Below are 6,993 nucleotides of genomic sequence, written 5' to 3'. Positions count from 1 at the left end.
ACGTGACACCCGAATTCGTGTGCCTTACAAGGAAAGCCGATGAATAACCTGAGTAATCAAACTTATGGTTTCATCCTTCGAGCCGATTCAGAATTATCAACCTTTCTGGAAGTGCTGAGTTTTTTTGCAGAACGTAAAGCTCACCGGCAGCGATACTGCGCCGATGAAATCTAAAAATATCTCAATGCTTCAAAAACAGAAGCAAAAACTCGACTGGTCAGCTACTAGCTGTCGGGTGCAGCGACTTGTTGGGCTAGATTATTTTGATCTAGATTGTGCCGGGTGTATTTTTATGTATTTGAGACGTCTAAATTCTTTATAACGTCTCTCAATCAACTCCTTCGCTAAGTCATAATCAACAACCTTACAGCGTAGCTTTGTCGTTTCACCATCGATTAGGCTACATCTTCCTAATCCATAGAAAATCAAATACCTATCCATCATCTTCAAACTTAACTTTATTCTAGTTAGGTCTTGGGAAGGTTTCTTATCATAATATTCGATATCAAACGTATAGAATAAATCCTCATTCTTTAAGTCATATCCTTCTTTAAGACCTTCTTTAAGGTGAGTAAGAATATTGTCTTCAATGGACTTTGCGTGTAAAAATCTATAGTATTTAACATCTCCCGCATTACCCACTTTCGAAGTTTGAACTTCTATGGCATCATTTCTTATCCGCACACTTAGATACTCACTGTCATCTCCACGACACCTGTATAGAGTCACACATTGAGTCTCATTATTTGTAATATATGACCTTACCCTCTGTTCAACATTTGCAATATCAATCTCTGCATTGTTAACGATCTCTTCAGATTTACCATTACAAGCATATAGACTCAATATTCCACCAAGTATTAGGACGGTGATTTTCATAGTTTTTTTGCCCAACGTAAAGCTCACCCGCCACGATGAAATGGCAGATGAACGGATTAATAGATTTCCTTTTGAGGAATAGAAACAAAACCTGGCCAGTCAGCTACTAGTGGTCGGGTGCAGCGACTTGTTATGCAATTAGTTTCCCCCGTCTTTCTGGTTACTTTCAAGAGCGATTAAGTATNTGCTGATCGCTGATCAGAATAATCGCTTAGCCTTACAAGGAAAACCGATGAATCCACTGAGTGAACAAACTTATGGTTTCATCCTTCGAGCCGATTCGGAATAGTCAACCATTTGAATGATCTGCCTATTTTTTCGCATAACGTAAAGCTCACCCGCCACGATGAAATGGCTGATGAACGGATTAATAGATTTCCTTTTGAGGAACAGAAACAAAACCTGGCACGGCAGCTACTAGTGGTCGGGTGCAGCGACTTGTTATGCAATTAGTTTCCCCCGTCTTTCTGGTTACTTTCAAGAGCGATTAAGAATACAGATTTTGCTGACCGCTGATCAGAATATTCACTTAGCCTTGCAAGGAAAACCGTTGAATCCACTGAGTGAACAAACTTATGGTTTCATCTTTCGAGCCGATTCGGAATGGTCAACCATTTGAATGATCTGCCTATTTTTTCGCATAACGTAAAGCTCACCCGCCACGATGAAATGGCAGATGAACGGATTAATAGATTTCCTTTTGAGGAACAGAAACAAAACCTGGCACGGCGGCTACTAGTGGTCGAGTGCAGCGACTTGTTATGCAATTTGGTTTCCTCCGTCTTTCTTGATGCTTTTACGAATGACTCGGAATACAGATTTCAGCGAATCTCGATCAAGCATTCATTCCGCCTTGCGAGAATAACCGTTGAATCCACTGAGTGAACAAACTTATGGTTTCATCTTTCGAGCCGATTCGGAATAATCAACCATTTGAACGCGCTACCTTTTTTCGCATAACGTAAAGCTCACCCGCCACGATGAAATGGTTGATGAACGGATTAATAGATTTCCTTTTGAGGAACAGAAACAAAACCTGGCACGGCGGCTACTAGTGGTCGGGTGCAGCGACTTGTTCTGCCGATTTGTTTTCCCAGCCTTTCGGGTTGCTTTCAAGTGCGACTCGGAATCAACCTTTCTTGCTCTCAATTTATGAAACGTGACACCCGAATTCGTGTGCCTTGCGAGGATAACCGATGATTCCACTGAGTGAACAAACTTATGGTTTCATCCTTCGAGCCGATTCGGGATTATCAACCTTTCTGGAAGTGCTAAGTTTTTTTGCAGAACGTAAAGTTCACCGGCCGCGATGTAAGCGTCGATAAACAATTAAAGTTTCAATCCTGTAGAACAGCCGAAAAGCCTGGCCTGTCAGCTACTAGCGGTCGGGTGCAACGACTTGTTGGGCTTGTTTTGTCTTCTTAACTGACAATAATACTGCACGCAAATCATTAAAAGAAATCCCTACCTCAAAAGAGTACCAATTATCCGGATCATCGGTTGGGTTACTAGAACCGTCCTTCAAGCTTCCTGTGGTCTCAAAGAGTAACTTGGAAGGAGCCTCCCACTTCAAGGTTTTGTCAAACCAGTATCTTCCTCCTTCAAAGAGCTGGTAACGACCAAGAATGTTAAGTCTGTAATCAGGCAAATCCACTTTTGTTACGCTCTCACCGTCAACTCGGTAAACATCAAGAATCATCATGGTCTTAATGCCATGATCTACGACAGCCAAATATTTAGAATCAGGCGACCATTGAATATCTTGAAATCCCCCATATCCAGATCCTACTGAAAATATAATTTTGCTTCCTTTCTTTAAGACCATCGACCGAACATTAAATTCACCAACCGTTGTGGTCGTTGAATACAGCCCATTGGGAGAATCAACCGCTAATGCCACAGAAAGGGTTAAAAGGAGTATAAGCAGTGTTTTCATATTATTATTGCCCAACGTAAAGCTCACCGGCGGCGATAATCTCGCAGATGAGTAAGTTAAAGTTTCAATCCTGTAGAACAGACCAAAAAACCTGGCCAATTAGCTACTAGCCGTCGGGTGCAGCGACTTGTTGGGTTTGTTGTTTTATTGAATACTTAAGATGCCGTTGACTCGTGCTTGAAGCTCTTCACTAAATTCACGTAGATCACTATCAGTAAGCATCTTGTGGCGATACATGATCAATATGAATTCAAGCATTCTTGATCTTGAATGGCCATCAAGGCATTCACGTAAAATACGGGCCTCTTTACGAACACGCTCTTCGAGAGTCCAAAAATTCTCAGTCGATGTCGATGAATCGTCATTAATGATACAACTCAACTCGCTATTACACTGATCAAGATAGCGATCTCTTAATTTAGGAGCCATTTTGCGGAATGACTTCCAGTCTGATTCTAGTGGTTTGCTAGTCATGATTTTTTTACCCAACGTAAAGCACACCGGCAGCGATCAGGCGTCGATATGCGAATTAAAGATACAATGACGTAAAAAGGCTTGCCATCGCAAACTCGACAGCTACTAGCTGTCGGGTGCTGCGACTTGTTCTGCTATTTTTTTTTCGGCTTTGTCGATTGCAGCCCGCATCTTCTTGAGGAGAGGCACTGAAACCGTTGGATCCATTTTCTGAATATCACCCATCAAATAATCCAAAGATCTCTCCAACATCGACACATTCAAATCCCGTTGCTTAATCAACCGCTTCTTCCACTCCGTAGGCAATCCTCTTAGACGCTTCATGTACAACTCCAGAAGAATGTCGGCTTGAGTGGTCGGGTCATTTACTAAGTAAGGGACGAAAAACAGCTCCACCTCTGGGTGCATAGGTAAGCGGCCAACATCGGGATGCCTAATCCCGAACCCCAGCTTACGCTCGATCCGTGCAACCAACTGACTACGGAGGTCGTCATAAGATTCTTCATTGATTATATCATTAATGTCTCCACCGAAAATATCAGCCTCTGCCTGCTTAGGATCCTTGGTTTTGAGTGTGGCCTTAACCTCGTCACTAAGAATTGTGTCGATCTTAGTAAAAGCCTCGAGAAGAGGAGCAGGCAGTTTCTCTTCGGCCTTGGCAGCTGAGTAGACAATGGCAATCGCCAAATATAGCATTGTAAACGTGAGTCTCATTTTTTGCAGAACGTAAAGTTCACCCGCAGCGATCAAAGCGCAGATAAACGGTTAAAGTTTCAATTTTGATTAACTGTAGCAAAACCTGGCACAGTAGCTACTAGCTGTCGGGTGCAACGACTTGTTAGCCTCGTAATGCTGTATTTAGATACCACTCCGTCAACTTCCAGTCTTCATCAGGATCAATACGGTAGTCAAAAGGTCTGAGGCTTCTTCCTGATGCAATTATACTCTGCAAAAATTCATTCACCTGTTCTGGGTCGAATACACGATAAATCAACTGCCGAGTCCCGTTCCAAGTAATCCGAGCCAGAAACAGAGCATTAGGCTTTTCAGGATCAAAGCCCTTAAATTCCGAGTCTAGTTGATCTTCCCAGGGTTCAAGAATATCTCGTTCAGCTTGTGAGGGCATACCATTGTCAATTAAACCCTCGAAGTCTATTATTACGGAAAGATGCCAAGAGAAAACCTCCTTAGGCTCGAACTCCTGAAGCGCAGAATTAATTACACCGATGGCCGGCAAATCTTCCTGCCGAAACTCGACGAGTTGGAAATGCTCTTCCGGGAGGAGAACGCGATATTCTTTCATTATTTTTTGGCTAACGTAAAGCACACCGGCGGCGATGTGCTAGTTGATATACGATTAAAGTCTCATTCCTGTAAAGCCGGTCGCAAAACCTGACTGCTAGCTTGCTAGCCGTCGGGTGCTGCGACTTGTTCGGCTTATTATTAGCTAGAGCTTTCGTGGAGTTACTTAAAGAGGATCAATAACAACAAGCCTACGACGATAAGGAAAAAAATATAACAGAGCCATCTTACAGGCGCCGACAACCTGCCCCTAAGACCAACATATGTAACATGAAAAAATGCACCAATCCAAAGAAGCATAAACGGCATCAACAAGGGACCTATATACGGATCAGAAGTCTTAAACTCACGACCAAGTAGCAAATTAGCAACACCGCCCAAAATAAACCCTCCGACTACAATCATGTAGCTCACTTCAGACCATCGATCAAACCAATCCAAATTATCAGAAGAAGAATCACATGTTCGTAACTTCTCTTTGTTATGTGATGAACCTGATTTCATTTTTTGCCGAACGTAAAGCACACCGGCCGCGATGTGCCAGTTGCCCTAATTTATAAGTTTCAATCATGTAAACCAGCCGAAATACCTGACCAGTTAGCTACTAGCGGTCGGGTGCTGCGACTTGTTAGCCCGATTTTTTTTAGGNTTCGCTACGAGCTTCAACGATTACACGACGCGGATCTCTCCATAGGAATTGAGCTTCCTCAAAACCGATACCATGCTTTTTCTCGTTGATATGAGATTTTTTCGGATCGAACTCAAAATCCATAGAGGTATATTAATGGTATATTTTCGGATTTCAAGAAGAGAAGTGATTTTTTTGCAGAACGTAAAGCACACCGGCCGCGATGTGCCAGTTGCCCTAATTTATAAGTTTCAATCATGTAAACCAGCCGAAATACCTGACCAGTTAGCTACTAGCGGTCGGGTGCTGCGACTTGTTAGCCCGATTTTTTTTAGGATGCTTTTGCTTATCTTTCCTATCGCTCTCTAATATCAGTCGGATGGGTTGCTCTTTGCCATCAATGGAAATATAACCAATTATTACAGAAGTCCTATCTGGGATGCTCAATAAATCAGTAGATTTCAATAATCGAAACGATGTCTTAAAATTAAGTGTTAATGAGTTTTCTTCCCTCTCCATCACCTTCAATATATTATTAGGTAGTTTCTGTAAAACTATCTTATCCCATCCATTTTTTCTGGCAGGATATTCAACTCCACCCATCATCGGCTTGCCCTTTGCTTGGTCTAAAAATTTAATTCCTATGCCAGATCTATGACCACCCGGAATTTTGACTACTAAAGTTTGAATGGGATTTGCAATCGCAGGGCTAAGAAGCGCCCACAGAAAGCAGATAATGCTGAATGATGATTTGTTCATTTTTTGGCTAACGTAAAGCACACCGGCAGCGATCAGGCGCCGACATACGAATTAAAGATACAATGTCGTAAAATGGTTACCCGTCGCAAACTCGACAGCTACTAGCTGTCGGGTGCTGCGACTTGTTCGACCAGATTTTCTCCGCGCTGCCAATCCATTCTAGTGGCATTAAACAGGACAACCTTAACNACCACCCGGAATTTTGACTACTAAAGTTTGAATGGGATTTGCAATCGCAGGGCTAAGAAGCGCCCACAGAAAGCAGATAATGCTGAATGATGATTTGTTCATTTTTTGGCTAACGTAAAGCACACCGGCAGCGATCAGGCGTCGATATGCGAATTATAGATACAATCACGTAAAAAGGTTACCTGTCGCAAACTCGACAGCTACTAGCTGTCGGGTGCTGCGACTTGTTCGGCTGAAATTTTCTAGTTCACAGCTAAAGGTAGATATCCCAGCTAACCTCAATATTCAATTCCGATAGTCTATGCATCTGATATGGTGACAACTTGGGTCCTCCATTTGCTGATTCTGACACCCACAATGAAAATATAGAAATGTCATAACCTTCATTAGTCATACACAAGACATCATCCTTTTTAGCTTCCAAACGATCCACAATCCAATCGATGTGCCTTCTGGAATCCCTGGATTGCAGCTTCCCCTTTGTACCAAAAAACCAACCATTGGACTTCGTATGACGTGTAGGAGCTTCTTCCTTTAAGATCTCTCGATCGGGTTCAATACCAAGTCTGGCAGTAACATCTGAGGGAAGCTTCTCATTATGATAAATACACAGGGTAGAATATGTTTCAGAGCAAGCGCTATAGCCGTCATTGTAAATAGGTTGATTCATGTTGTATCGTATTATTTGCCGAACGTAAAGCACACCGGCAGCGATGTACCAGATGTGCAAAGTTTATAAGTTTTAATTCTGTAAACCGGCTGAAAAACCAGACTCGTCAGCTACTAGCTGTCGGGTGCTGCGACTTGTTCTGCTTGTTGTTTAACA

The 6,993-nt window shown here is 42.5% G+C and carries 7 protein-coding genes; all 7 read right to left on the bottom strand.

What is annotated here, in order from left to right; translation table 11 throughout:
- Positions 1 to 258: 258 nt before the first annotated feature.
- Complete coding sequence (locus HW115_RS19340) at positions 259 to 879, bottom strand: hypothetical protein (protein ID WP_178935268.1); 621 nt, start codon at positions 877 to 879, stop codon at positions 259 to 261.
- 1,378 nt (positions 880 to 2,257) lie between these two features.
- A complete protein-coding gene (locus tag HW115_RS19335) occupies positions 2,258 to 2,815 on the bottom strand; it encodes a hypothetical protein (protein ID WP_178935266.1) in 558 nt (185 codons plus the stop codon).
- A 144-nt stretch (positions 2,816 to 2,959) separates the two neighbouring features.
- Positions 2,960 to 3,289: a multidrug transporter gene (locus HW115_RS19330; RefSeq protein ID WP_178935264.1), complete on the bottom strand. Its 330-nt coding sequence runs from the start codon at positions 3,287 to 3,289 to the stop codon at positions 2,960 to 2,962.
- Positions 3,290 to 3,394: 105 nt separating this feature from the next.
- Entirely contained in the window at positions 3,395 to 3,976 is a 582-nt protein-coding gene (locus HW115_RS19325) for a hypothetical protein (protein ID WP_178935262.1), read from the bottom strand.
- Between the two features lie 151 nt (positions 3,977 to 4,127).
- Positions 4,128 to 4,592: a DUF695 domain-containing protein gene (locus HW115_RS19320; RefSeq protein ID WP_178935260.1), complete on the bottom strand. Its 465-nt coding sequence runs from the start codon at positions 4,590 to 4,592 to the stop codon at positions 4,128 to 4,130.
- Between the two features lie 912 nt (positions 4,593 to 5,504).
- The gene (locus HW115_RS19310; protein WP_178935256.1) at positions 5,505 to 5,978 is read right to left on the bottom strand and encodes a hypothetical protein; all 474 of its coding nucleotides are present in this window, start codon (positions 5,976 to 5,978) and stop codon (positions 5,505 to 5,507) included.
- A gap of 442 nt (positions 5,979 to 6,420) precedes the next feature.
- Positions 6,421 to 6,837 (bottom strand): DUF4279 domain-containing protein, encoded by a 417-nt coding sequence (locus HW115_RS19305; RefSeq protein ID WP_178935254.1) that lies wholly within the window; start codon positions 6,835 to 6,837, stop codon positions 6,421 to 6,423.
- Positions 6,838 to 6,993: the final 156 nt, after the last annotated feature.

It is taken from the genome of Oceaniferula marina, from assembly GCF_013391475.1.
GTDB classification, from domain to species: domain Bacteria; phylum Verrucomicrobiota; class Verrucomicrobiia; order Verrucomicrobiales; family Akkermansiaceae; genus Oceaniferula; species Oceaniferula marina.
Note: the sequence above shows the minus strand (reverse complement) of the source record. Positions and strands in the feature narration are given on the sequence as shown.

Excerpts from the sequence above, each read along its gene's own strand:
- HW115_RS19340 (WP_178935268.1), bottom strand. The coding sequence starts at position 879 with ATGAAAATCACCGTCCTAATACTTGGTGGAATATTGAGTCTATATGCT.
- HW115_RS19335 (WP_178935266.1), bottom strand. The coding sequence starts at position 2,815 with ATGAAAACACTGCTTATACTCCTTTTAACCCTTTCTGTGGCATTAGCG.
- HW115_RS19330 (WP_178935264.1), bottom strand. The coding sequence starts at position 3,289 with ATGACTAGCAAACCACTAGAATCAGACTGGAAGTCATTCCGCAAAATG.
- HW115_RS19320 (WP_178935260.1), bottom strand. The coding sequence starts at position 4,592 with ATGAAAGAATATCGCGTTCTCCTCCCGGAAGAGCATTTCCAACTCGTC.
- HW115_RS19310 (WP_178935256.1), bottom strand. The coding sequence starts at position 5,978 with ATGAACAAATCATCATTCAGCATTATCTGCTTTCTGTGGGCGCTTCTT.
- HW115_RS19305 (WP_178935254.1), bottom strand. The coding sequence starts at position 6,837 with ATGAATCAACCTATTTACAATGACGGCTATAGCGCTTGCTCTGAAACA.